Origin of the sequence: Pediococcus sp. M21F004 (assembly GCF_051122535.1) — a bacterium.
GTDB classification, from domain to species: domain Bacteria; phylum Bacillota; class Bacilli; order Lactobacillales; family Lactobacillaceae; genus Pediococcus; species Pediococcus inopinatus.
This window is the reverse complement of sequence record NZ_CP177314.1, coordinates 1,934,498-1,957,271: the sequence shown is the minus strand read 5'-3', so window position 1 is coordinate 1,957,271 and position 22,774 is coordinate 1,934,498. Positions and strand designations below refer to the sequence as shown.

The window sequence follows — 22,774 nt, the reverse complement described above, 5'->3', positions numbered from 1 at the left end:
TGGTTTTTTTTATTATTCAGTTTTTTGCGGCGGTAAAGTCACCGTAAAGGTTGTTCCCTTTCCAAATGTACTATCAACTACAATTTCACCACCATGTGCCTTCACCAACTGGTGCACAATGGCCATCCCTAAACCAGATTCACCATATTTGGTGTTCTTTCGAGAAGGATCCGCTTTATAGTACCGTTCCCAAATGTTCTTCATTTGTGACTCAGACATGCCAATTCCAGTATCGCTAATTGAAATCACACAATTCTTATCCTTATCATTGTGAGCCTCAATTGTAATTGTCCCGTCGTTTGTAAACTGAATCGCATTTTGCATAATATTAAACAGGATCTGAACAAACCGATCGTAGTCCGCATATACAATTACATCATCACCAACCTGCACCACAAATTTATCTTTGGCCTCAGTAGCCTTTTTCTGCAATTGCTCCATTAAATTTTCCACGATATGACTCACTGGAATGCTGTGACACGCCAACACAATTTGATTAGTCCGAATTTTTTCATAATCTAAATTATCATTTACTAATCGAATTAGTCGCTTCGTTTCATTACTCATCAACTGCAAGCTTTCTTCACGGCTCTCTTCTGGGATCGCATCGTAGGTCAGCCCTTCTAGTAAACCGTTGATCGTTGTTAATGGCGTTCGCATCTCGTGAGCGGCATCCGCCAAAAATTCCCGCCGTCTTTGTTCTTGGCGTTTAATTTCTTCGTCTGACTTCTTTAACGAAATAGCCATGTGATTAAAGTCAGTTGCTAAACCATCAATTTCATCATTACCCTTTGTAGGAACCTTAATATCAAAGTTACCTTTTCCAATTTTGTGGGCAGCCTTTCGAATCCGATCGATTCTAGAAACAGAATATTTAGCCAAACCATAGGCAATGATAATTGAAACCAGCCCTGAGATCAGAAAAGCGATCAGTAAATTATGCCGGATTTTACGCATATTTAATTCAACATTAGAAACAGGCGACCCTACTGAGATCACGGCGATCAAATCTCCCTTTTGATTCCGGTAGGGTTTAATAATATCGGTGGTCGGACGATGATTTTTACTAGACGCTTGATTAAGACGTCGGTCTGACTTCCTGGTTATGGTTTCACCATTTTTCAACTTCTTCCACTGTGCAGCACTTATCGTTGGTGAAAAATTAGCCTTTGGATACGCAATTGTATTTTGCTTATTGTAAATTGTAAAATGCACAGATTGGTTTTCTAACAATCGCTCACTATTTTCCAATCCCGCAATTTGAATCCCCTCAAACTCGCCGCTGGTGCTAACCACTACAGATTGTTGAAAAACACTGTCTGCATAGCCTTCAAGCTGTTTCCAAGTATCTTGGTAAATCATTCGGCTAGAAAACTGACTGAATGCAATTCCGAAAACAATTAGTGTTGTAAAAATAACGGCAAAAAATGCCAACATTTGTTGATATAGGAGTTTCAGTTTCATACTTAATCCCCCGCTTTGCTATCATCGAACTTATAGCCAACTCCCCAAACTGTTTGAATGACTTGTGGGCCAACTTTTTCAATCTTTTGACGCAGTTTTTTGATATGGGCATCAACCGTACGCTCGTCACCGTAGAATTCATAATCCCAAACAAGTTGCAGTAGCTGTTCTCGTGAAAAAACTTGTTTTGGTTTTTGAGCCAATGTTTTAAGCAAATCAAACTCTTTAGGAGTTAGATCCGGAATTAATTTATCATCTAAGTAAGCCTCTCGTGTTGAGGAACTTAATTTAAAATTATTTGTTTCCACATCAAAGTCTTCAGCTTGATCACCATTCTGTTGAGTATTATCGCCGATTGTATTCATCTGAGCACGACGATAAAGGGCCTTAATCCGCGCAATTAGTGTAATTGGACTAAACGGTTTTGTCACATAATCGTCGGCACCCATTTCTAGTCCTAATACTTGATCACTTTCTGAATCACGAGCCGTCAACATAATAATCGGGACTGTTTGAGAAATCTGACGAATTTCGGAACTAACCGTCATCCCATCTTTACCAGGTAAGTTTAAATCTAATGTAATCATATCCCAGTCGTGGGGAGTAGCCTTAAACATATCAATTGCTTCATTGCCGTCATACGCAAAATGTGCATCCCATTGTTCTTTCTTAAAAAACATCCCCATCATTTCGGATACCGATTTATTATCTTCAATCATTAAAATTTTCATTGTGGTCCCTCTTCCCTAAGTTATCCATATCACTAGTATAATTCAAACGTTCGTGTAAACCTAGAAACGTTTGGATTATTTTCTTCAGTAGCATATCAGCCTTAGATTAAGTCTACATAAAAGTTTTTGATAAGCAAGATAGTTAAAAAGTCTAATTGCACATGTTAAACTCTTTTTATAGTTGCTATCTAGGCATTTCGAAAGGAGAAATTTTATGTTACTACGAGTTCAGACCACCGATGATGAGGTCCTTTATGTAAACGAAAATCAGATCGCTTATGTCAAAAAAATTGATACCCGCTTGTTGGACGAGGAAAGTAATTGGCAAGTTTTCCTTATGGATGCTGCAGAAACTAGCTTTATTATCCCACATAGCGAGTTGAAACGGCAGGAACAAGTTGTATAATATGGCTATAAGTCAAGCTAGGAAGTGATAGTTTGGAACGCGAATCCGACGACATTTGTTTCTCAGATAATAATCACGAATTTAATTTGCGAGCAGCCGGGATAATTGAAAGAAAAAATCAACTATTAGTCTGTGAAACTACCAGTCCTTCTGCCGATTTTGTTTTTATTGGCGGTCGGGTTAAGTTTGGTGAATCATCTAAAGCAGCCATCCAACGGGAGTTCAGTGAAGAACTCCACGTTAATGTTCAAATCAAACGGTTACTATGGGTAATTGAACATCAGGTCCATTTAGAAACAGAAAGTTTTCAACAAGTTATCTTGTTATACCTATTAGCTGCTGATGACTCGATTCCCGATCAGACAAATAAAGGGACTCTGACTGCTTGGAAATCTCTTTCTGAGCTCCAACAAACCAAGTTGCAACCACCTATTTTTAAATTTTTGAAGGAGCTTCCCAAAACTACGCAATATTGGCAAGATATTTCTTAACAATCATCCTTGTGTTTAATAACTTGGTTTCTCAAGTACTTTCCAATCTGAGAAGATTTGATCTGCTTTATCAAAAAATAAATCATGTTCCAGAAACGCTTTTGCCTTAAGTAATAAGGGAGAGGCGTTTTTTTCGTTTAATTCTGCTAATGGAAGGCTTAATGCGCCAAATGAATCTTGGCCACTAAAATGAACACCATTTTGCTCATTCCTCCACATTTTTTTAGAATACTAATTTTAACAAACCAGTAATTTTATGTTTAAACCACCAAAACGTTACATCAAATTCGCAAAACTCGTTGTAGGTTTCCCTTATTTTCGGTTTTAGATTATCAAATAAGCACGAGAGTTGCGAGCGCTGTCAATCAACCTATATAGTAAAATAGTACCCAAAAAAACTAACTAAGGATGTGATTTATATGCATGATGATAAGATCAAAGACGTTTTTAAACAAGATGAAAATCGCCGCGGGGCCCCCGACAGTAATATGAGTTACGATGAGCAAAATGACAATCCAATGGAACCAGGTGAAAAATCTCCTAAAGAAACACCAGACACGATTCCAAACGAAAACAACGATCAAGAAGGAAAGTACTTGCTTCATGATGAATCAAAAGATGAGGAGTAATTGAACTAAATTCGTACTTGTAATACACCAAATTTAAATCTTTAGAAATCTCATAATTTATATCTAAAAACATTTAAGGAGAAATAACATGAAAACAACAAAATTAGTGATTGGCATTCTTATGATCGTCTTAGCCGCATTTATTCTGTTCCAATCCATGTTTGCGGGAGTTGGTAACGCCATAGAAGGTAATAATCATACATCTGGTACAAGTGGCGTTTTAGTCGCCCTCTTATACATCGTTATGGGCATCGTTTATCTTGCTACCCGAAAGGCTAGAAAACTGGCCGAAAAAACTCCGGTACAATACCGAAACCTATCCGACCAGTTGGTTGCTTAAAATTCACTCCAAATTATGGGGTTCAGTTCAAATTGCTTTTTGTACGTCAATTTATTTAATTTCCACAAAATAATAGGTTTGAGATTTTCAGCAAAACGAAAATCTCAAACCTATTTTTTTTAAAGAATTAGTTTTTCTGGCCTACTATTTACACTTTCAACAATCCGATCAACAAATATCTGAATGTGAGAACTTCTTATTTAACTTTGGAGATCTAACCTTTGCTTTAATTCTTAAAATAGTACACTATTCATATTTACTACTAATCAAAAGCGCTTCCTACTATATAAAACATTCATCACAATTATTTTTTTCGCTTACTAATATATATTGCTATACATGCAACTATTATGATTACTAAAAATGTGGTTAATACATTCAGCACCCTTTTCATCCCTCCTTAATTTCTATTATTTTTCCAAGTACCAACTTTCGTGCAATTTCATGTTTTTATTAGTTTTGCTCCAACTAGTTATTTTCACAGCACCATGTACATAATCTATTGCACCAGCTGGCGTTGATAGAATTCCGCTACAAGTAAACTTGGCATAAGCATTGACATTAGCTCCTACATGAGTTGCTGAAAAGTCTGTTGTTTTGCATGACGTAGATAATCCCGAAACATAACTATAAGAACCGGCAGTGTTCGAATATCGCATTTTGATACCACTGTTACTTAAAGTATAGTGCATATTAAGTCGTTGAGAATAAAAACCAAGCCCTTTCCAATTAACTCCGGCAGTTATTATATATTCTCGGTTCCCATAAGCCTTCGTGATATCATAGTGTCCACTTGTGGAAGATCTAAGAAGCGGTTCATTGTTTCCTATTGCTTGGTTTTCAGAGACATCTTGAGACTGTACTTGAACAGTAAATCCATTTCCTAAATTTGCCTCTTCTAAAATATAACCAGTATCATTACCTTCTGTGGTTGCTTTTTTTATCACGGACTGTGTTTCATTTAATAAAACTTCTTTTTGCTGATCTGTTAATTCAGATACTGCCCTTTCAACAGTAGTCTGGCTATTATCGCCAGCAGTTTTCTTTACTAAACTGTCATTAATTGTAGATAAATCATTTTCGGTTGAACTATCCGCATGCACTTTCATGGAGTAACCAAATATCAAAACTAAAACAGTTGACATCAATAACATTATTTTTTTCATGATATACACTCCCCCTACTGACCGGTTGTTTGAAAACGCTTTCTACAATTTATTATACACCTTAAATCATGCAATCAACCACCTTTTTTTAATGATTAATTACACATTTTATTAAAAAATCTATTTTGCGAATTTTGAGTGTTTGAATAATTATGTGTAAATGATTCATTGGGAATTAAAAAATATGTACATCAAACCGAAAACGGACACATTAGAACCGAATAAGTTTGGAATAATAAAATAAAGTTCTAAAACAGCCAAATACAAAAGGTACTTTGAATTGGTATACCTTCTCAGCCCATGAACCCGTTCACTTTAACCATCTTTTGTGCAAAAGGTTTGGATGCAAAACAGTGCATAATATTGAAAATAGCCTTCAAGATAAACCGCATAAAACCGGCATTCTGAAGGCTATTGACAGGTATTAAATTGATAAAATGGAGTCGGCGGGGATCGAACCCGCGTCCAAGCATATTGCCACCTAGATATCTACGCTCATAGTCATACTATTTAAGTTTCACTAGCCAAAACACCGTATGGCATGGTTCTCTTGACTAGCTAATCTGATTAGTCTCTTCAACTCACTTCAGATGGGAGTGCGTTGCGTAAGTCCACTTAATTTAAGACCTGTATCTAACACATGGACGATGCCAGGCAGATCTACACTAAGCTGTAATTAAGCAGCTAAAGCGTAAGAATTGTTATTATTTTTTGCAGTTATAATAAACTGAGCGTTTTAACGTAGACGCAACCTACGAAGCGCAATCCAGACTCAACCTATACCTGTCGAATCCATAACGACCCCATAACACTATTCACTATAACACAAGCATAAAAAAATCCCTACTTGCGTGGTTGTGAAGCTGAATTAGTTGCTGGAACCAGGGCAATTTGACCACGAGAAACCATTGTGACCAATAACTTATTAACAAGATCAGCATTCTGGACATTCTTAAGCAAATATTCTAACAACGCATTTTTGGTTTTTCTCATTGTAAATTCCTCCGCGATTCTTCGCATTTAATATCTAATCTAGGTACCAATGATAAGGGTTCGCTCCATAATTGTCAACCAAAAAACATCTATTTAAACCCACAATTTTACGAAAAATTAAAAATTAATGGGATCGTTTTCAATTTATTGTGGAAATTAGAATCATTTTAAATTAGAATAGAAGTATCAACAATAATATGGAGGTTCAACTATGACTGGCAATTCAAAACTAACCGCAATTCTATTCTTTATTTTCTATTTAGTTCTAACCTACTTCGTTTTTGTCCACCAAAACATGATCGCAATGTACATGATGGCCATTGGCATGTTGCTAGAGGCAACAATCAATTTATGGCACATGCTCACTCATAAATAAGTCAGGTTGGCATAGATCGCTCCGACAGTGTAAACTTAAGGTATTAGAAAACGTGGGGGTAACGGCATGTCACAAATCAGCGAATTACATCGTATCGAACTAAACACATTGAAAAAAGTGGCCGAAATTTGTGATACAAACCACATCAAATACTTTTTAATTGGTGGCTCTCTTTTGGGTGCCATCCGGCATGATGGCTTTATTCCTTGGGATGACGATGTAGATATTGGTATGCGCCGCGACGATTACGATCGGTTTGCCTCGCTAACACCTGCCCTTCTCCAAAATACGCATTACTTCATGCAGACCGCCGATACAGATCCTAATTTTGCGTTTAGCTATATGAAAATTCTTGACACTGATACCTATATCAAAGAACGAAACAACGTTAACGACGCCCGAAAAGGTGTGTTTGTAGATATCTTTCCTTTTGATAAAGTGCCCCGTCAGCCAGAAATTCGGCGGGCTGTGTATAGTCGTTTTCGCTATTTTGATGCGCGAATTTTAATCCGACTTGGCTACAACATTATCAAAACGCCCTTCCGAAAAGATCCAGAAACAAATGACCTTGATCATTATATGTCAGTTGCTAAGCTCAAAGAAAAACGCGAAAACATCATGCGTTTGTATAATAAGGAGCCTTTCCATCATTACAAAAATTATGCCTCCCAATATGCCTATGATAAGGAAGTTTTGAATCAGGCCGAAATTTCAGAACTAGTAACTCACCAATTTGAAAATATTCAGGTCAAGATTCCCGAGGCTTATGATCGCATTTTAAAACGCATGTATGATGACTACATGACATTGCCACCAGACCGTGATCAAAAAGAAAAACATGTGGATACTTTAATCGTAAACGGAAAAAACATCGAATAAAAAGAGTTATGACCTTCACAGATCATAACTCTTTTAGTTTGCAAGAATTTATCTAAACATCGTCTTAGTTGCTTTTGCCAACACTTTTGGCTGCTTTTCATAATGATGTAATGGGGTTAATTCACTGTCTGGAAGTCCCATAAAGTGGTAGACGGCCACTTGTGCACATCTGAATGAGTACTGTTCCGTAAATACCATATCAAAAGGCATTTCTGCAAATTGACTGATAAACGCTAAGTTCTTTGAGTTCTTTGGCACAACGGCTGGTCGATCTCCAACTGCTCGTCGATTGAACAACGCGCTTGCATAAGGCATGTACGCTGGAATAACATTCACAACACTAGCCATGATTTCTTCAGTATGATCGGCAATGTTGTCTCGGGCAGGATCAACCGCTGCTAAGTGGCCTAATAGCTCTTCTAGCATCTCTTTACCTGTCATCTCGATAAACGGCTTATCTACATAGTCACCGTTACGTCGTGGATACATAACGTATCCCCAGAAAACAGTTTCATTTTCTTTTTGTGCATGGAAATGGGGCTGATGATGGGCAACAATTGATAACAAATTACTGCTGTCAATCCAGGTGTTCAATGCATTCCCGGGTTCTTGTTGAGTAATTCGAGAAATTTCATTTAATAAGAAATGATTATCGGTTGTAACTGTAAAACTTAACCATTCACTCTGTTTACGATCCGCAAAGAATTTATCTGGATTTCCTAAATTATAGAAGTGCTCTGTAGCTTGCTTCCAAAGAGCAGCGCTAGGGGCGTATTCCATATTTTCTTTGATTGGGGTATCAAGATCTCCAATTGATGAACTATCCGTAATTGATCCATTGGTATCAAAAACAAAGTCGTTTTCACCGATTTCAATTTCACCGGCCTTATTATCATTATCCACTTCTTCGTACTTCAAGCCGGTCACTACAATGTCATCACGCAACGGCGTATCTTTAAAAATAAATTCCGTAATTTTACGATTATCTACAAAGTTAACCCCGTGGTCTTCCAGGTATTTACGCATTGGGAGAATAATGCTTTCATACTGGTTATAAGGTGTTCGCGTCACACCCTCTAATGTATTGATCCGACTAAACTCTAAGATCATTCGGTTCATATAGCGTCGTAACTCCATAGCAGAGCTTTCCTTCTTAAAAGCAAAAGTGGTTTGCCACATGTACCAGAAGTTAGTTGTGAAAATGTGAGGGCTCTTCGCAAACCACTGTTCGATACTAATGTCATTCAGCTGTGGTTCCTTTGATTCTGGCATCATCATGAGTTTGGTTAACAACATGCGATCCTGGTTATTAAACTGCATATGATTGTAGTCTTTTTGATCGCCCTTATTGCGAATTCCGTCAACTCGGTCCATCAAACGGGCCACATCATGAGTTGGATGTGCATGGTCAAAATTTAAAATATCATCTGTAACTGACTGCCCTGGGTTATCCAGAGAAGGAACTGTCCTTAAAACATCCCACAGATTTTCATAAGTTTCCTCGTTGAGCATCCGGCCGCCCTTAGCAAGAAAACCTTTATTATTTTTTAACGCCGGATTACCATACTCACTTTCATAATCTGCAACCTTTGCGCCATCATTTGCTCCGTGTTTTTCAAGCCCAAACATCGTAATTTGGTCGCCACTCCAGCCACCATCACGAATTAAATAAATACCAGCTGCTAAATTACCAATTCCGGTTCCGATCATATATGCTTTTGCCATTATATCGTCTCCTATTCGTTGTTAATATTTAAGTTTCTAAACACTTGAACACCTAACCCGGTTGGCCCGAGTGTTTATACCTCTAAGTTACGCATTTGATTCTCTAATTAATTTTACAATTCTTTCCAAACGGTCTAACGTATCATCCAAAGTTAAAAAATAATTGTTTTCCAGGCCATTTCGCATTGAGTCCACGATATGAACTGCCCGCAAAATTTTTAAATGGTGGGAAACTGCCGGTTGTGAGATGTCCAACTGAGATGTTAACTCACTAACCGTCATTCCCTGTTTCAAACGAGATCCCAATAAAATAATGATTCGTTGCCGATGTTTGTCAGCCAACGCATTTAAAATATCCAGATCATTAATAAATTCATCCAAAGCCGCCTTTTGTTTTGGTTCCATTAGTACCTCTTCCATAGGCTCACCTCTATCTATATATTCAAATATTTAAATTCATGAATATAGTAACATGTATTCAAATCTTTAGCAACCGCTTACAACCAATTAAAAAATAAAAACCGCTAGCCGCTCGACTAACAGTTTCAACTCAAAATCAGGCATCGGTTGCTTCTTGTTTATCTAGGAATATGGTTGCTAACGTCCCTACCACAATAAAGATCACAAGCGACACAATCACACCAGCCCATGAGCCGCCACTTTGGACGTTACCCATGGCTCCTTTAATTGCAAGTTCCATTAAAATCCAAATTCCGGCCCCAATAATCCCCAAGACCGCACAATAAACTTGATGGGCATAACGATTTAATAAAAAATGTAAAACTTTCGCCATGAGAATCACGCCAATGACAGCACCAATGATAAACGGTAGCAAAATCATGACTGACGAAAATGCTGATTTTGCCTGATCAAACTTACCAACCAATAAAAACATCACTGTATCTAAGAGTTTGGCGACTGAATTATAGATTGTACCGTACTGGTTCACCATCATTAACATAACCGCACCAGAAATTCCGGGAATCATCATCATCGAAACCGCGAAGAATCCGGCAAATATTATTGTTGCCCAATCCGACAAACCATTTAGGTTTGTCAGAGCAACAAATTCACTAGTCCCCTCTGTTCCTTGATGACTAATGACCATGATAAAGGCAAACCCCAAAATAATAAGGGCAAGGTCCCACACTTTTAAATGTTGTTGCCGAATTTTCTTATATACAAACGGTAAAACGCCAATAACTAACCCGATAAAGAATCCATAACTCATTACTGGAAACTGTTCACACAACCACAAGACCAGTTTAGTGGATGCTAAAACCCCGACTACTGCCCCCAACATAATGGGAAGTAAAAATTTTATATTCTTACTTGGCTTGCTGCGAAATGTAGAAACTGCTTCAATCATTTTTTCGTATAACCCAACGACAACTGCAAACATGCTTCCTGAAAGCCCCGGAATTACAAGAGCAATTCCAATTAGAAAGCCTTTCATTGTGTTGATATATGCTTTTGTTTTTATTTGCTTTACCTCTTTCCTATTCTGCGTCCATTGAAGCGATATATGCTTGCTTTTGTGCTTCCCATTTTTGTTTGTCATCATCATTGATCTCACGTAAGATGTGGCACGGATTACCCACCGCAATCACGTTGTCTGGAATATTATGGGTCACAATTGATCCCGAACCAATAACGACATTATTTCCAATTGTCACGCCCGGATTAACCACCACGTTTCCGCCAATCCAAACATTATTTCCAATTGTAATTGGATAACCATACTCATATCCTTCAACTCGAACAGTCGCGTCAATCGGATGCCCGGCAGTATATAAACTTACTCGCGGTCCAAACATCACGTTATCGCCAATCGTAATTTTACCAACGTCAATAAAAATACAATCATAATTAGCATAAAAATTCTCACCAATTGTTGTGTTCAAGCCGTAATCAATATGAAATGGCGGTTCCATAAAAATATGTTCTCCGACTTCACCGAATAATTTTCCTAATAATTCTTTTCGATAAGTCATTTGCTCTTCAGTTGTCTTATTAAATAATCGGGTCAGCACCCGCCCGTGTTTAAAATCTTTCTTTAACTCCGGATCATTTGCCACGTACAGTTGGCTATTTAGCATTCTTTCTTTGTTGGTCATGAAATTTCCTCCGCATATTTAACTTGATTATATCGAAGTTTGAAACGAGTGTCATTTGAAATACTGTTTAAGTTTTTCTAAATATTTAAATTCAAAAAAACCATTATCAAAGATAATAGTTTTTAATTTAATTTACAGCATTTCACTTTTTTATACTTCGCTAAAATCAATATCCAAATCTGCCGATGCTGCCTTTTCTTCTTGTAAATATTGATTGTCCAACATCTTAATAAATGGATAGTAAATAATGATTCCAAGAATGATTTCAAACAACTGTAACACAGAACCTGTCCAACTTCCCGTAGAGAGCCAGCCAGAAATAATTGGTGGCGTTGTCCAAGGAAGCAGGACCCCATTTGTATGTGGCACCCATCCCCAAGTCATTACTAAACCTGATATAATCGTGTTTAACGTTGGAATAATAATAAAAGGAATCGCAATAATGGGATTCAAAACCACTGGTAGTCCAAAAATAATTGGTTCATTAATTCCAAAGATACCCGGAATAATGGCTAACTTCCCTAACTGACGAACTCGATTCGATTTACAAATGACTAACATGACAATTAATAAGGATAAAGTACTTCCTCCACCACCATAAGTGGTAAAGATATCAATAAATGGTTGCGTAAAAATATGAGGTAAGGCTAAATGATTTTGAAAAGCCTGTAAATTATCTTGCGTCAAAACAAAGAAGATCGGTGACCAAACCGCATTTGTGATGGTTGGTCCATTGATTCCAAAACACCATAGCAAGCTGGCCAAGAAATTATACAAGATTACTGAAGGCATTGAATTTCCGACATTTTTTAAAGGAGCCTGAAGCATTGTATAAATAAAATTATAAACAGTATCAAAATCAGTTAAACTAAACAGAATTCGAATAACGAAAAAAGTAAAAATAACTAACGCACTTGGCAGTAAGGCATCAAATGATTGCGAAACTGCGGGAGGTACTCCTTCTGGCATTTTAATCGTCCAGTGTCGTTTAATTGCAAAACGATATAATTCAACACTAATCAGCGCAATGAAAATTCCGAGGAAAATCCCATTTGGTCCTAAGTACATGGTCTCAACAGCACCATAAGTTGTTTTTCCAACCTTTAATGTTGTGGGTGTCAAAATCAAGAAAGAAATAATTGCCACTGCACTTGCATTTACAGCCTGAAGTCCACGATTTTTGCCATAAGCATAAGCAATCCCAAAACAACCGAGTAACCCAGTAAAACTAAATACTGAATTGGATACGGAACTAAACCATTCACTCCAATGAGGTCCCAAAATTCCCGTCCAAAAATTACTCCAACCAGGAATTGGAAAGTTTCCAATCAACAGGAAAAATGAGGTCACAATAATTAAAGGGGTAATGATTAAAAATCCGTCACGTAACGAACGTAACACAACATTATTGCCTAATTTAGTTGCAATTGGCATTAAGATCTTTTCAGCTCTATTTTGCATTAGTCTCACTCCATTCTATTGATAACAGTACTGTTGTTTGAACTCTGTCATATCTACTTTTTTTGAAGCTAACTGACAGCCTTTTGTAATATTTTTCAACGCATCGGACAATCCGGTCCCCCCTTTTTTGGGGACCTTAACAATGGTCAAATTCTGTTTGTATTGTGCAATCAAGTCGGCATTTTTCTCAATCGCTGTCGCCACTAAAACTGGAATGATTGTTTTTTCTTGAAAAGCTTGCGCCAACTCGCAACCCATCGTTGAAAACTCGGGATAGTCATAGGTTGGTCCAATGACAACCACATCAGCATCCATCTTTTCAGCCATTTTAGTAAATTTACTTTGAACCAGATCTTTATTTTCCTGATAATAATCAGTTCCACAATAAAATGTTCCTAACACTTCACCGTCAACTTTTTTCAAACTTTTCTCTAACGTATCCGCACTGCCCATGGCAATTCTCTTTCCTCCAAATACAGTGTCTGCACGTTCTTTACCGCCTAATCCTGATTGAATCTGATCTAATATGATAATGACTTTCATATCAAAACCTCCTCGAATTTTTATTCAACAGGCGCTTTAATTCTTTTTTCATAAGCATCTAACCACGCTTGTGTGATCGGCTCAATAATTGTCGTTTGATCTGGTCCTGGGTTAGCCATTAGAATCCGAGATGCCTTTTGCTCGTTACCAACACTAAAAGTAAATTCGACGTTGGTAGCTACACCCCACTCCCCCTTATGGTTCATTGCAACTAATGAAAATTCTCCAGCTTTACCATAGCGTTTCTTTAGTTTTTCAATGAATGGATAAACCGCTTGGTCACAAGCCTCTTGAGGAGTTTTGCCATCAGCCATTAGTCTCACAATTTCATAAGAAAGACAGCCCTTCATAATGTCTTCCCCTAACCCAGTTGCAGCAGCACCGCCAACTTCGCTATCGACATAAAATCCTGATCCAGATAAAGGTGAATCACCTATTCGTCCAGCTTTTTTCATGAATAATCCTGATGTTGAAGTTGCGGCGGCCATTGATCCTTGCAAATCTAAGGTAATTGCACCGACTGTATCATGGCCATCATATGGATTAAGATTCTTTTCTCGCATCTCTTTCAACCGATTTTGCCAAATCTTTCTTGCGCGCGGTGTTAACATATTTACAATTTCAAAATCATTTTGCATTGCATATTGTGTGGCTCCTGATCCGACCCTAAAACTGTTGAAATGATCGTGACTCAGGCTACGGGCTACCGAAACAGCATGTTTCACATTTTGGATTCCGGCCACAGCACCAATCGCAAAACTGTCACCGTTCATAAATGCAGCATCCATTTCAACGACCCCTTGTTCATTGGGTAATCCTCCATAACCAACTGATTTGTAATATGGATAAGCTTCGACCGTATTAATTAAGGCTTCCACTGCATCCCCAGCTGTGCCTTGTTTTTTTAACAACTCATTCGCTTTAACTACACCTTCATGAGCCATCCGCCAAGTGGCGATTGTTCCATATGTCATCTAATCATCCTTTCCCTGTCCTAGTGCCACCATTGCGTTCATATAAATTTCCATGTTTGCCAATAAATCTTGTTCGTCCATATATTCATCTTGCTTATGGGCAATCCCTTTTTGACCCGGAAACGAAGGCCCAAAAGCAATAATATTGGGCACTTCTCGCGCATATGTTGCACCAGTGGTCGTAACTGGAGTCCCATCTAAACCAGTAGCTTGTTCATACGCAACTGAAAGTTGTTTGATCCAAAACTGGTCTTTTGAATGCATAACTCCTGGCATTGACCGCACAATTTCAATGGTACTTTTGGGTAAAACATGTTTTTGAATTCCTTTTGTAACTTGATCCTCCGTTACAGAGACTGGATAGCGAATAGCGATAAACAAAACCAAACTATCTGATTGGATTTCCAGTTTGTAAGGCGTCATAATCAACCTGCCACTATCTTCATCCGCAAATTCAACTCCGAGTCCAATTCCATAATGTTCACCATGCAAACTCGCTAACCAGTGGAAATAGTCGCCTAGTTGACCTTTAAACGATTGATTGTCATCAAGCTCCTTAGCTAATAAAGTTAAAGCATTTTCTCCCATTTCTGGCGCATTAGAAGGTGAACGTTTACCATTTATCGTCATTTCTTTTTGATTAATCAATGCCTCTACTGAATCCGGGACATGATCAGAGGATTGTGCTTCTGGATTAAGTATTTTAAATTGTTTAAGCTCATCCTTGCTAATTGGCGTTTTAATAGCATAATTCACAATTCCTCGTTCTCCATACACGGCGGGATACTTGCAATCAGGTGTAAAACCATACATGGGTGCCGATTCCTCATCTAAATACTTAATCATGTCTGCGCTTCCATTTTCTTCGTCAGATCCAAATACTAACCGAATCGTATGGTCCATCGTGACGCCCATATCCTTCAATAGTTTCATTCCGTACAAGCATGCCATACTAGGCCCTTTATTATCTAAGATTCCTCGTCCATAAAATCGATCACCACGCTTAGTCAAATCAAACGGTGGCATTGACCAGTTCGTACCTGCTGGCACAACATCCAAATGTCCAAAAATACCAATGTAATGGTCATCGTCATCCCCCCACTGTACATAGGCGGCTGCATCATTAATAATTCCGGTCTTGAAACCATGACTGCGACCCACTTTAACCACTAATTTCAAGGCTTGTTTTGGCCCCTTGCCAAACGGTGCATTGTCACTTGGATTACTCTTGACACTCTGAACTTGCATCATTTTCTGGAGCATTTGCAAAAAATCAGGTTCCTGACTAGTAATAACTGATCGAAATTTATTTTCCATCTGATCAGATTCCTCCCATCAAAGTTTGTTACGTACTAATGTTGTTTTGAAACGGTATTTATCAGCACGATAATAAGAATTATCAAAAAATATTGGTTTAGCATCCGCAGTATAAGTTATGGATTGTACTTTTAGTAATGGACTATCGACTGGAATCTTCATGAGTTCTCCAATTCTCTTATCAGTCAACATTGCCTCAATTTCTTGATTCGAATACATGATTGGCTCATGCTGTTCAATAATGGCAAATAAAGATCCAGTAAAATCATCTGCCGATTTACCTGCCACTAAAGTTTCTGGAATATAGATTTGCTCTATTGTCATTGGATCATCATTCCAATAACGCCGCCGAACTAATTCATAAATAGATTCTTTAGTCGCTGTTTTCATTTGCAACGCCTGTAGGACCTCATCACTAGGATGGAGAACCTTTTGAAATAACAGGACCTCAGTATGGCTCTTCTTTCCATAGGCTTCAGAAGCCTCGGTGAATCCTTGCAAACCCAAACGCCCACTCTCAACTTTGGGAGTGTCCATGACATACGTCCCTTTCCCGCGACTTTTAACCAAGATATGTGCTTCTATTAATGATTCAATTGCCTTTCTAACTGTTAAACGACTCACTTTAAACTCATCGGCAAGGTCATATTCAGAGGGTAACTTCTGTTTAGTGCCATAAATGCCATCCTCAACTCGCTGTTTAAGTACCGCAGCAACTCGTTTAAATTTTGCTTCTTGCATAGCATCGTTCCTCTCCGTCAGATAGTATGTACTGTTTAGTATATACTATCACGTTAGGTACATAATTTCACGAAATATGATAGCGATACCATGTGTTTATTTTTAGATCTGAACTTAAGCAAAAAAAGCCTATAAACATGATACAATGTATGTAAGCGCTAAAATTAGCTAACTAGTATGGTGCTTTAAAAATCAAAAAGAGGTTACTTATATGCCAATTCGTTTAATAGCTTTAGATGTCGATGATACTCTCCTAAATTCCAAGGGTGAGCTTTTACCCAGCACCATTACAGCAGTTAAGGCAGCTATTGCTCAAGGAATTAAAGTCGTGCTCTGTACTGGCCGTCCCCTTGTCGGCGTTGCTCATTTTCTTCAACAATTAGAAATCTCTGGTGATGATCAATATGTAATTACTTATAATGGTGCTGTCATTGAATCTGTAGCTGGAAAAGTAATCGCAAAGCACCTTGTTGAAAATAACTATTATCGAAAAATGACCGAATTCGGCCAACAACATCAAATTCCTTTTAATGTTTTGGATGAGGACGGTACAATTTATACCGCCGATCATGATGTAAATGCCATTACCGTCGTGCAGGCTTGGGAAAACAGTGCGGGGATTTTGATCCGCAAACCCGAAGAATTGCCGGCTAATTTCCAGATTGCCAAAGGTTTGTTTGTCGGGGACGAAAAGTTATTAGACAATATCCAACCATTGGTCACAAAAACATTCGGTGATGAACTCTCTGTCATACGTGCGGCAAAACCCTTTTTAGAGTTAATGCATCCAGGTGTGAATAAAGGTCAAGCATTAAAAAACCTGGCATCTATTTTAAAACTTGATGCAAACGACGTGATGGTCGCCGGTGATGAAGGAAATGATATCGCAATGTTCGACTATGCTGGAACCGCGGTGGCAATGGGCAATGGTAGTGACCTTGCAAAATCACATGCTAATTTCGTGACAGGTACCAATGATGACGGTGGATTGGCCAATGCCATTAAGAAATTTGCACTAGTCTAGTTTTTTCAATCAAAACAATGCTAAAAAAACTATGCCCTCTCTGAGAAGACATAGTTTTTTTAGCATAAACACAAATTTATTTGTATATTACTTTAAGTCCTTCAATATCTGCTGCCGATAAAGTTGTTTTCCCTTGATCAACCGGATACATAACTGAGTCCTTACTACCACTGTGAGCCAAGCCCAATGCATGGCCCAGTTCATGGACTGCAACTGAAAGGTGAACAGCTGATGAATAATGGGTATTCAAACTAGCACTAGCATGATTAACTGTATAAGCATTCAAACCAGTTTGTTGAATTATTTCTGGGCCACCAAGCCCTAATTCAATTACACCTTGTTGAGAAGAGGTCATGGTTTTACTATAAACAGAAAATTTAATTTGATTTTGTCTCTGTGTACCAGTACCCGCAACCAGCTTTACCAATCCCGTCTGATTATAAATTTTAACTGCTTCTAAAAAAGCATTTCGCACATTTTTAGGTACGTTAGTTGCAAAATGATAATAATAAACGTTTGACAACTTATGACCTTGAATAACATTTTCTGTCGCCGTTGCGTTTTGCGTGGTAGTGTTGGCGCTAGAACTATTTGAAGCGTTACTATTCGGATCAACTTTAATTTCATTGGTTATTGGCTGTGAATTTATAGCAGAGATAACCTTGCTAATTTCTTGCTTGCTATCGGCATATAGGTTTTTTGCTGTCTCTTGAATATTTGTTTTTGTCGAGAAATACAATCCGGCAATAATAATTATTATCCATACAAAAGCTCTACGTCTCACGATTATCCCCCACTTTGAATTTGTGTTCACTGTTCAGTCCAAAAAGTATAGCACGTCTGGATTGTTTTTCCCGCAATCTCATTTAACTTAAAAAAATCCTAATTTTTATAGAAAACAAAAAAGCTGCTATACCAGCGTTTTAACGCTGTATAACAACTTTTAGTCATTCAATACTGCTCCGGCTGGGATCGAACCAGCGACCTCTTGATTAACAGTCAATTATTCTACCGCTGAACTACGGAGCAATTACTTAATTACCATGTATATATTTATATCATGGAACCCACAGACTTGTCAACTAAATTCTAATAATTGCCTAATTATTTCTAGATTTTTGCGCCATGTAATTATGATATATGATTTTCCTTCAAAACAGCGTTAAAATCAATCATTATTTTTTCGTCTTTTTTCCACTCTTCCCAGTGATCCATATCTTCATCTGGAATTTCATAACGCTCGTTTATATAATCCTCATAGTTCACCACATGGGCTGAATGGGGAATATTCAGCTGTAAAATTCGAACTTCCTTAATAAAGTTACGTTCTGAAGCCAATTCGGCACGGCCATTCATAACCATGTCTGCAATTTCCAAATATTTAGAATTATCATTTCGCGTAATTTCTTCAATCAACGTAAAAGTTTGTTTACTCACAGCTATCACTCCTCATATTCAGTATAAGGGTAATTCCCTTTGGTAAGCAAGGCGTTTTACGTTAAAGTTCACAAAAAAAGGATGTGTCTAAGCTTATAGCTTAAACACACCTTTTTGGCATAAGAGAGAAAGAGAATTGATTAAAGGTAGAGGAGATGCTCTACTACCTTTCAGAAGTAATGATACCTCTATATGTAAGCGGTGTCAAACAAATTTTTAAATTTAATCTTAATTCCACAAAAAAAATCGGAAAATTAATTCCGATCCTCACCATCTGGCGTATACACCAACTAGAGATATCCTCCACTGTGTTCATTTGGGGTAAACAGGAAGAGGAAGTAAGTAAATGGTAAATTAAATATACCTCTTTTTCTCATTTTAGTCTAGTGAATTTTAATTATTTGTTCATAATTTCTTAATTAAGCACTCAAAGCACTTCCGTAAATCCAACCCAATAATTGACCATTGTAATAACAGCGGTAATATGGCGTTTTTGTTCCTTCAATAACGCCTGTCATATCTACTTGGACAGTTTTGCCTGCGTATGACTTACCAGTATACCTGCGTTTAGACCCATAGTTACTTTTAGGAATATGTGTGTAAAAATCATGCCCAGGCACAGCCTTGACTGTTCTTGTCAGAGTTTGACTTGTATACGTAGTATTTAGATAACGAACACCTGTCAAAGCTCCGCCATAAACCCAGCCAATTAGCTTTCCGTTGTAATAGCAACGATAATATGGTGTCTTTGTGCCAGCACGAACAGCTTGATTATCAATCGTCACATTTTTACCGCGATAAGTTGTGCCATAATGTGTGCGTTTTGTAGAATAAACACTGGAAGTTACATGATTGTAAAAATCGTTCTTTGGTGAATTACTCACTGTAGCAACTTTATATGTGGAAGTATATTTTGTCACATTTACAACTGCCGTCGAATAAATCCAGCCAATAAGTTTTCCTTTGTAATAACAACGATAGTACGGCGTTTTGGTACCCTTTTTAACACCCGAATTATCAATTGTTATCGTTTTACCCTTATAAGTCGTCCCATAATGGGTAAGTTTAGAACTGTAAGTACTTCCGGGAATATGATTATAAAAATTATGCCCCGGACTTAGCTTAACTTGCTTCGACATATTTTGCTTAGTGTATTTGACGCTCACACCATCAATCAAATTGTGTAAATTATAACCCTTAATAATGCTAATTAAACTTTTCGCATAAGAAGGCGCTGTTGCATACCGACCCGTTAGGTAATTAGCCGCTGCTTCAGGCGTTTTAGCATTCTCTTTCCAAGTTCCCTTGTAATAAGAAGAGTTCCAAGCCGTTCCATTTCGTAAAACTTTTCCATTGTCATTTAAGGAAGCTTTGACATTAGGATATTTACGAAAGGCTGCATTTGTATAATATAATTTTCCGGCTGAAGTGTATTCTGCTGTCCGCATCGTTATCGATTTACCGTTATATGTACCTTTGATCCCAAAATAATTATTACCTTTAATAGCCAATTGGCTCTGATCCCAGGCACTCTCACAAGCCGCCTGTGCCATCATCAAAGAACCATACAAATTGTACTTTGATGAAACGCTTTGAACATCAGGCTTTAGTCGCGAAATAAAAGCTTGTGGTGAATCTGCGTGAACGGTCTTTGAGTTTGAACCCAAAACAGCAACTGTCGAAAGTAATATTAAGAATGAAATAAATGGTAACCACCGTTTATGCATACTGTTTCCCCCGTATCGTAATGATCTTAACTATTAGTATATAACTTTCGCCGGTAAATCTTAATGCATTTAATCATTTTGAAATATACGTAAATTAACCACATTTTATAAATCCCTATATAACAGGCTTCTTCAAGCTGGGCCAGATGAATGTAACAAAAATTTAACAATTAAATTAGCCTAATGGACAAAAAAACCTGTTGAATACCACTCAACAGGTTAGTTCGCACTATTTGTAATTTTTTATTCAACAGTGACACTTTTTGCCAAATTTCTAGGTTGGTCAACATTATATCCGCGTTCCAAACTCGCGTAATAAGCCAATAATTGTGCGGGAACTACACTCACAAGGGGCAATAACAATTCTGAAAGACTCGGAATTACTATATCATCCCCAGGTTTAGCTAAATTTTTGGAAACAATTATTGAAACTTGCGCACCACGCGATTTAACTTCTTGAATATTGCTTCTTGTATGACTGGCAGTCTTTTCTTGTGTCACAATTGCAATCACTGGCGTTTTATCTTCAATTAATGCAATTGTGCCATGTTTCAATTCACCAGAAGCAAAGCCTTCAGCTTGAATATACGAAATTTCTTTTAATTTCAAAGCTGCTTCTAAGGCAACAAAGTAATCAACCCCACGTCCGATATAAAAAGCATTTCGTGTGGTTTCCAAGTCTCGATGTGCGATGGCCTTAATGGTTTCCTTCTCGTCCACAATGGCTTGAATCGCATTCGCCGCTAAGCTCAATTCATGATTTAGTCTAAAATCTTGTGCTGTTGAAATCTTTAGAGCCACGCCTAATGCTTTAGCCACTACTGCTTCAACTGCAATTTGTGCCGTATAAGCTTTGGTTGAGGCCACTGCAATTTCAGGACCAGCATTTAATAACAACTGGTAGGTTGCTTCCCTGTACAATGTAGAATTTTCGACATTAGTAATTGTCAAACTCGGTGCATGCCACTCTTCATTAGCCCGGACCAATACCTGGCGACTATCTGCTGTTTCACCACTTTGGGTTAAGAAAATGAAAAATGGATGCTTTGACAGCATTGGGTCAGCATAGGCAAACTCAGATGCAAGAACAACTTCTGTTGGAATTTTGGTAAGCTTTTCAAATAAGCGTTGCCCGACTAACCCCGCGTGGTAGCTTGTTCCGGCTCCGACAATATAAAGTCGATCGGCCTTTTGCATTTCTGCTAATAAATTGGCTGGTAAAACAGGCATATCATCTGTATTAAAATAAGCATTTTGAATCCGATGTAAAACTGCCGGCTGCTCGTCGACCTCTTTGAGCATATAGTATGGATAAGTGCCTCGATCAGCCTCTTTGGGATCTAAATCAACGTGGAAAGATTTCCGTTGAATCGTGTCTCCATTTTGATTTGTAATCTCAACTTTTTTTGGTGTCACAACGACCATTTCACCATCATGTAACTCCAAAAAATCTTTTGTCACATTCAGCATCGCCAGAGCATCACTACAAACCACATTAAAATTCTTACCAACTCCGATCAAAAGTGGGCTTTTGTTCTTAGCTACATATAGTGTTTCTGGATCTTCGTAATCCATTAACAAGAATGCATAAGAAGATCCCTTTAACAAACTCAAAGTTTTTTTAAACGCTTCTTTGGTGGTGAGCCCATCCCGTACCACGAATCGATCTACTAATTGCACAACAACTTCTGTATCTGTTTGACTAACAAAGGTCACGTCATTTAAATACTCTGCTTTTAATTCTTCATAATTTTCAATAACTCCATTATGCACTAAATAAAAACGTTCATCTGTGGAAAATTGTGGGTGAGCATTTTCAATACTTGGAACACCATTTGTTGCCCATCTGGTATGCCCAATCCCGGTTGTCCCTTGAATTTCGGGAGTCAGTTTTTTCTTTAGATCTGCAATTTTTCCTCTGGCCTTAACTAAATGAGCCTGCTTCTGGGCATCATTCACATAAATTCCAGCCGAATCATAACCACGATATTCAAGCTTTTCTAAACCAGAAACCAGGATTTCCACTGAATCTTTTCTTCCTGTAACACCAACAATTCCGCACATAATCAACATCCTTTACAAATAAGTTATAATTGGTCTATATGGATATCCGCTATTGGTATATCCTCAATGGCTATAAGAATACCGCAGTTCGTGGGCAGTGTCAACACATATATTCAATTTGGTCTTATCCGTATATTAAATTGGCCTAATTCGTAAAAGTGACTAAAAA

Annotated in this window: 24 protein-coding genes, 1 tRNA gene and 1 other RNA gene; 7 read left to right on the top strand and 19 right to left on the bottom strand. The window is 37.8% G+C overall.

Translation table 11 applies throughout. From position 1 onward, the window contains the following. Positions 1 to 12: 12 nt before the first annotated feature. The gene (locus ACLHK8_RS09735) at positions 13 to 1,458 is read right to left on the bottom strand and encodes a sensor histidine kinase (RefSeq protein ID WP_063697971.1); all 1,446 of its coding nucleotides are present in this window, start codon (positions 1,456 to 1,458) and stop codon (positions 13 to 15) included. An 8-nt stretch (positions 1,459 to 1,466) separates the two neighbouring features. Then, complete coding sequence (locus ACLHK8_RS09730) at positions 1,467 to 2,195, bottom strand: response regulator transcription factor (protein ID WP_063697952.1); 729 nt, start codon at positions 2,193 to 2,195, stop codon at positions 1,467 to 1,469. Positions 2,196 to 2,409: 214 nt separating this feature from the next. Between ACLHK8_RS09730 and ACLHK8_RS09725 the strand changes: the two genes are divergently transcribed. The 4 genes from ACLHK8_RS09725 to ACLHK8_RS09710 all read left to right on the top strand — a co-directional run bounded on the left by ACLHK8_RS09725 (position 2,410) and on the right by ACLHK8_RS09710 (position 4,061). Beyond that, complete coding sequence (locus tag ACLHK8_RS09725) at positions 2,410 to 2,601, top strand: hypothetical protein (protein WP_057772282.1); 192 nt, start codon at positions 2,410 to 2,412, stop codon at positions 2,599 to 2,601. Positions 2,602 to 2,633: 32 nt separating this feature from the next. Next, complete coding sequence (locus ACLHK8_RS09720; protein WP_057772279.1) at positions 2,634 to 3,092, top strand: NUDIX hydrolase; 459 nt, start codon at positions 2,634 to 2,636, stop codon at positions 3,090 to 3,092. Between the two features lie 419 nt (positions 3,093 to 3,511). After that, the gene (locus ACLHK8_RS09715; protein WP_057772275.1) at positions 3,512 to 3,721 is read left to right on the top strand and encodes a hypothetical protein; all 210 of its coding nucleotides are present in this window, start codon (positions 3,512 to 3,514) and stop codon (positions 3,719 to 3,721) included. Positions 3,722 to 3,809: 88 nt separating this feature from the next. Further along, positions 3,810 to 4,061: a hypothetical protein gene (locus ACLHK8_RS09710; RefSeq protein ID WP_057772273.1), complete on the top strand. Its 252-nt coding sequence runs from the start codon at positions 3,810 to 3,812 to the stop codon at positions 4,059 to 4,061. 410 nt (positions 4,062 to 4,471) lie between these two features. Here ACLHK8_RS09710 and ACLHK8_RS09705 read toward each other — a convergent pair whose 3' ends face one another. From ACLHK8_RS09705 to ACLHK8_RS09695, 3 genes are all read right to left on the bottom strand, one after another. Continuing rightward, positions 4,472 to 5,227: a hypothetical protein gene (locus ACLHK8_RS09705; protein WP_057772271.1), complete on the bottom strand. Its 756-nt coding sequence runs from the start codon at positions 5,225 to 5,227 to the stop codon at positions 4,472 to 4,474. A 435-nt stretch (positions 5,228 to 5,662) separates the two neighbouring features. Beyond that, positions 5,663 to 6,032: a transfer-messenger RNA gene (ssrA, locus tag ACLHK8_RS09700) on the bottom strand. A 38-nt stretch (positions 6,033 to 6,070) separates the two neighbouring features. Further along, on the bottom strand, positions 6,071 to 6,220 hold the full coding sequence (locus ACLHK8_RS09695; RefSeq protein ID WP_162841290.1) for a hypothetical protein: 150 nt from the start codon (positions 6,218 to 6,220) through the stop codon (positions 6,071 to 6,073). 211 nt (positions 6,221 to 6,431) lie between these two features. Between ACLHK8_RS09695 and ACLHK8_RS09690 the strand changes: the two genes are divergently transcribed. Beyond that, on the top strand, positions 6,432 to 6,596 hold the full coding sequence (locus ACLHK8_RS09690; protein ID WP_169790700.1) for a hypothetical protein: 165 nt from the start codon (positions 6,432 to 6,434) through the stop codon (positions 6,594 to 6,596). 66 nt (positions 6,597 to 6,662) lie between these two features. Continuing rightward, complete coding sequence (locus tag ACLHK8_RS09685) at positions 6,663 to 7,475, top strand: LicD family protein (RefSeq protein ID WP_057772267.1); 813 nt, start codon at positions 6,663 to 6,665, stop codon at positions 7,473 to 7,475. Between the two features lie 48 nt (positions 7,476 to 7,523). Here ACLHK8_RS09685 and ACLHK8_RS09680 read toward each other — a convergent pair whose 3' ends face one another. The 9 genes from ACLHK8_RS09680 to ACLHK8_RS09640 form a co-directional block, all read right to left on the bottom strand. Beyond that, positions 7,524 to 9,200, bottom strand: a complete 1,677-nt coding sequence (locus tag ACLHK8_RS09680; protein ID WP_057772265.1) for an oleate hydratase — start codon at positions 9,198 to 9,200, stop codon at positions 7,524 to 7,526. Between the two features lie 87 nt (positions 9,201 to 9,287). After that, positions 9,288 to 9,620 carry an ArsR/SmtB family transcription factor gene (locus ACLHK8_RS09675; protein WP_063697954.1) on the bottom strand — a complete coding sequence of 111 codons (333 nt, stop codon included), beginning with the start codon at positions 9,618 to 9,620 and terminating at the stop codon, positions 9,288 to 9,290. Between the two features lie 136 nt (positions 9,621 to 9,756). After that, positions 9,757 to 10,761, bottom strand: a complete 1,005-nt coding sequence (locus tag ACLHK8_RS09670) for a DUF368 domain-containing protein (protein WP_434520325.1) — start codon at positions 10,759 to 10,761, stop codon at positions 9,757 to 9,759. Beyond that, entirely contained in the window at positions 10,700 to 11,317 is a 618-nt protein-coding gene (locus ACLHK8_RS09665) for a sugar O-acetyltransferase (protein WP_057772259.1), read from the bottom strand. The genes ACLHK8_RS09670 and ACLHK8_RS09665 overlap by 62 nt, the downstream gene beginning before the upstream one ends. A gap of 150 nt (positions 11,318 to 11,467) precedes the next feature. After that, positions 11,468 to 12,778, bottom strand: coding sequence for a PTS sugar transporter subunit IIC (locus ACLHK8_RS09660; protein WP_057772257.1), 1,311 nt, complete (start codon positions 12,776 to 12,778; stop codon positions 11,468 to 11,470). A 15-nt stretch (positions 12,779 to 12,793) separates the two neighbouring features. After that, on the bottom strand, positions 12,794 to 13,321 hold the full coding sequence (locus ACLHK8_RS09655; protein WP_057772255.1) for a GrdB-related putative oxidoreductase: 528 nt from the start codon (positions 13,319 to 13,321) through the stop codon (positions 12,794 to 12,796). A 20-nt stretch (positions 13,322 to 13,341) separates the two neighbouring features. Then, positions 13,342 to 14,295 carry a N(4)-(beta-N-acetylglucosaminyl)-L-asparaginase gene (locus ACLHK8_RS09650; RefSeq protein WP_323715169.1) on the bottom strand — a complete coding sequence of 318 codons (954 nt, stop codon included), beginning with the start codon at positions 14,293 to 14,295 and terminating at the stop codon, positions 13,342 to 13,344. Beyond that, positions 14,296 to 15,612, bottom strand: coding sequence for a Sapep family Mn(2+)-dependent dipeptidase (locus ACLHK8_RS09645; RefSeq protein ID WP_434520324.1), 1,317 nt, complete (start codon positions 15,610 to 15,612; stop codon positions 14,296 to 14,298). Between the two features lie 18 nt (positions 15,613 to 15,630). Then, the gene (locus ACLHK8_RS09640; protein WP_057772249.1) at positions 15,631 to 16,353 is read right to left on the bottom strand and encodes a GntR family transcriptional regulator, LSA1692 subfamily; all 723 of its coding nucleotides are present in this window, start codon (positions 16,351 to 16,353) and stop codon (positions 15,631 to 15,633) included. Between the two features lie 211 nt (positions 16,354 to 16,564). Here ACLHK8_RS09640 and ACLHK8_RS09635 point away from each other — a divergent pair, with 211 nt between their 5' ends. After that, a complete protein-coding gene (locus tag ACLHK8_RS09635) occupies positions 16,565 to 17,377 on the top strand; it encodes a Cof-type HAD-IIB family hydrolase (protein WP_063697964.1) in 813 nt (270 codons plus the stop codon). Between the two features lie 76 nt (positions 17,378 to 17,453). Here ACLHK8_RS09635 and ACLHK8_RS09630 read toward each other — a convergent pair whose 3' ends face one another. The 5 genes from ACLHK8_RS09630 to glmS form a co-directional block, all read right to left on the bottom strand. Continuing rightward, positions 17,454 to 18,161: a matrixin family metalloprotease gene (locus tag ACLHK8_RS09630; RefSeq protein WP_236698812.1), complete on the bottom strand. Its 708-nt coding sequence runs from the start codon at positions 18,159 to 18,161 to the stop codon at positions 17,454 to 17,456. 173 nt (positions 18,162 to 18,334) lie between these two features. Continuing rightward, a tRNA-Asn gene (locus ACLHK8_RS09625) sits at positions 18,335 to 18,406 on the bottom strand. 102 nt (positions 18,407 to 18,508) lie between these two features. Further along, entirely contained in the window at positions 18,509 to 18,814 is a 306-nt protein-coding gene (locus tag ACLHK8_RS09620) for a hypothetical protein (RefSeq protein ID WP_057772246.1), read from the bottom strand. Between the two features lie 419 nt (positions 18,815 to 19,233). Then, complete coding sequence (locus ACLHK8_RS09615; protein WP_434520323.1) at positions 19,234 to 20,541, bottom strand: glucosaminidase domain-containing protein; 1,308 nt, start codon at positions 20,539 to 20,541, stop codon at positions 19,234 to 19,236. Between the two features lie 243 nt (positions 20,542 to 20,784). After that, complete coding sequence (gene glmS, locus ACLHK8_RS09610) at positions 20,785 to 22,605, bottom strand: glutamine--fructose-6-phosphate transaminase (isomerizing) (RefSeq protein WP_323715172.1); 1,821 nt, start codon at positions 22,603 to 22,605, stop codon at positions 20,785 to 20,787. Positions 22,606 to 22,774 lie beyond the last annotated feature (169 nt).

Excerpts from the sequence above, each read along its gene's own strand:
- ACLHK8_RS09730 (WP_063697952.1), bottom strand. The coding sequence starts at position 2,195 with ATGAAAATTTTAATGATTGAAGATAATAAATCGGTATCCGAAATGATG.
- ACLHK8_RS09725 (WP_057772282.1), top strand. The coding sequence starts at position 2,410 with ATGTTACTACGAGTTCAGACCACCGATGATGAGGTCCTTTATGTAAAC.
- ACLHK8_RS09715 (WP_057772275.1), top strand. The coding sequence starts at position 3,512 with ATGCATGATGATAAGATCAAAGACGTTTTTAAACAAGATGAAAATCGC.
- ACLHK8_RS09710 (WP_057772273.1), top strand. The coding sequence starts at position 3,810 with ATGAAAACAACAAAATTAGTGATTGGCATTCTTATGATCGTCTTAGCC.
- ACLHK8_RS09705 (WP_057772271.1), bottom strand. The coding sequence starts at position 5,227 with ATGAAAAAAATAATGTTATTGATGTCAACTGTTTTAGTTTTGATATTT.
- ACLHK8_RS09695 (WP_162841290.1), bottom strand. The coding sequence starts at position 6,220 with ATGAGAAAAACCAAAAATGCGTTGTTAGAATATTTGCTTAAGAATGTC.
- ACLHK8_RS09690 (WP_169790700.1), top strand. The coding sequence starts at position 6,432 with ATGACTGGCAATTCAAAACTAACCGCAATTCTATTCTTTATTTTCTAT.
- ACLHK8_RS09685 (WP_057772267.1), top strand. The coding sequence starts at position 6,663 with ATGTCACAAATCAGCGAATTACATCGTATCGAACTAAACACATTGAAA.
- ACLHK8_RS09680 (WP_057772265.1), bottom strand. The coding sequence starts at position 9,200 with ATGGCAAAAGCATATATGATCGGAACCGGAATTGGTAATTTAGCAGCT.
- ACLHK8_RS09675 (WP_063697954.1), bottom strand. The coding sequence starts at position 9,620 with ATGGAAGAGGTACTAATGGAACCAAAACAAAAGGCGGCTTTGGATGAA.
- ACLHK8_RS09670 (WP_434520325.1), bottom strand. The coding sequence starts at position 10,761 with ATGACAAACAAAAATGGGAAGCACAAAAGCAAGCATATATCGCTTCAA.
- ACLHK8_RS09665 (WP_057772259.1), bottom strand. The coding sequence starts at position 11,317 with ATGACCAACAAAGAAAGAATGCTAAATAGCCAACTGTACGTGGCAAAT.
- ACLHK8_RS09660 (WP_057772257.1), bottom strand. The coding sequence starts at position 12,778 with ATGCAAAATAGAGCTGAAAAGATCTTAATGCCAATTGCAACTAAATTA.
- ACLHK8_RS09655 (WP_057772255.1), bottom strand. The coding sequence starts at position 13,321 with ATGAAAGTCATTATCATATTAGATCAGATTCAATCAGGATTAGGCGGT.
- ACLHK8_RS09650 (WP_323715169.1), bottom strand. The coding sequence starts at position 14,295 with ATGACATATGGAACAATCGCCACTTGGCGGATGGCTCATGAAGGTGTA.
- ACLHK8_RS09645 (WP_434520324.1), bottom strand. The coding sequence starts at position 15,612 with ATGGAAAATAAATTTCGATCAGTTATTACTAGTCAGGAACCTGATTTT.
- ACLHK8_RS09640 (WP_057772249.1), bottom strand. The coding sequence starts at position 16,353 with ATGCAAGAAGCAAAATTTAAACGAGTTGCTGCGGTACTTAAACAGCGA.
- ACLHK8_RS09635 (WP_063697964.1), top strand. The coding sequence starts at position 16,565 with ATGCCAATTCGTTTAATAGCTTTAGATGTCGATGATACTCTCCTAAAT.
- ACLHK8_RS09615 (WP_434520323.1), bottom strand. The coding sequence starts at position 20,541 with ATGCATAAACGGTGGTTACCATTTATTTCATTCTTAATATTACTTTCG.
- glmS (WP_323715172.1), bottom strand. The coding sequence starts at position 22,605 with ATGTGCGGAATTGTTGGTGTTACAGGAAGAAAAGATTCAGTGGAAATC.